Below are 531 nucleotides of genomic sequence, written 5' to 3'. Positions count from 1 at the left end.
GACCCTTGTGTAATCTCTTAGCAAAGGACGTTCCTTTTGAGTGGGGGCATGATTGTGAGGTCGCTTTTTGTAAACTGAAAGAAATGTTAACTTCACCTCCCATTATGCAAACGCCCGATTGGAACTTGCCTTTCGAAATCATGTGCGATGCCAGCGACTTTGCCATAGGAGCGGTATTAGGTCAAAGAATAGATAAAAAACCACATGTAATCTATTATGCTAGTAGGACAATGAATGATGCTCAGAGGAATTACACAACAACTGAGAAGGAATTACTAGCGGTGGTTTTTGCCTTAGACAAATTTCGGTCGTACATCTTAGGTTCACCCATTCTAGTCTTTACGGACCACGCGGCATTAAAATATCTTTTGACAAAACAAGATGCCAAGCAAAGACTGATTAGGTGGATTCTACTCCTCCAAGAATTTAATTTGACAATTAAAGATAAGAAAGGAGTTGAGAATGTTGTCGCCGACCATTTGTCTAGGATATCCTTTGATGATTCTGCTAATACCCTCCCCATTTCAGAGA

General features: G+C 40.5%; 1 protein-coding gene. It reads left to right on the top strand.

All coding sequences use genetic code 11. The features are described from left to right. The coding region (locus tag HLA95_RS30465; RefSeq protein ID WP_222185230.1) for a Ty3/Gypsy family RNase HI domain-containing protein at positions 1 to 531 on the top strand (531 nt) is incomplete at both ends.

Source organism: Geminicoccus harenae (assembly GCF_019800005.1).
GTDB classification, from domain to species: Bacteria; Pseudomonadota; Alphaproteobacteria; order Geminicoccales; family Geminicoccaceae; genus Geminicoccus; species Geminicoccus harenae.
Note: the sequence above shows the minus strand (reverse complement) of the source record. Positions and strands in the feature narration are given on the sequence as shown.